At 50.4% G+C, this 694-nt stretch carries 2 pseudogenes; both read right to left on the bottom strand.

Going from position 1 to position 694, the window contains the following annotated elements:
* Positions 1-296 (bottom strand): annotated as a pseudogene (locus Xhom_RS25225) (hypothetical protein); the annotation flags it as partial.
* 11 nt (positions 297-307) lie between these two features.
* Positions 308-694: pseudogene (locus Xhom_RS31780) on the bottom strand (hypothetical protein); the annotation flags it as partial.

Raw genomic sequence — 694 nt, 5'->3', positions numbered from 1 at the left:
GCTTCCATCTTGCGTGTGGTGTACCGGCTAAGATGGCGGTAACCTCCCCTGAGCGTTGCGATGGCAGACTGATACGGCGTGTGATTGTTGATAAGACGCAACGCATAGACAGGATTGTTCTTTGCCTCCTGACTGCGGGCTATCCAGTGGGCATTGCTGTGTGTGTCAGTGGGGGTATCTTCCTGCGGCTCTGGCTGAATATCCGGTGAGCGCCATGAAGCATAACGCCCGGTATAACCACGGGCACAGTTGGCATCAGGGCGTAAGTGGCTAAAGGCGTGTAAGTCAGACCTCATACTACCCCCTGTCAGTAGTTACTGTAATCCGTCTGCTTGATGCCTGTTTTAGCATAGGCCGCACTCAGTTTCTCAGCCGCTTTTGCTATCGCTACCTGATAGTCTTTATCAGCCTGCTTGCGAGCTTCCACATTGTCTACGGTGTCTGGGTTACTTTCATTCATCATCTGCCGAGTTCTTTCCATCAAGGCCTGTATTTCGGCTTCCGTCATCGGCTCAACCATTTTTTTCAGTGCGTTGACAGCATGATGCCTCGCTTCGCGGTAGCCATTGGTATCATTGTTATTCATTGAGAAGGTCATGGCTTTGAAGGCTTTTTCTTCATCATCCAGAAACTCCCATGACGGATCATGCTCTTCCATATACTTACCGGTGAACTTTGATAGGGCTTCCGGTTC

Source organism: Xenorhabdus hominickii (assembly GCF_002632725.1).
Lineage (GTDB): Bacteria > Pseudomonadota > Gammaproteobacteria > Enterobacterales > Enterobacteriaceae > Xenorhabdus > Xenorhabdus hominickii.
This window is presented reverse-complemented; position numbering and strand designations above follow the sequence as displayed.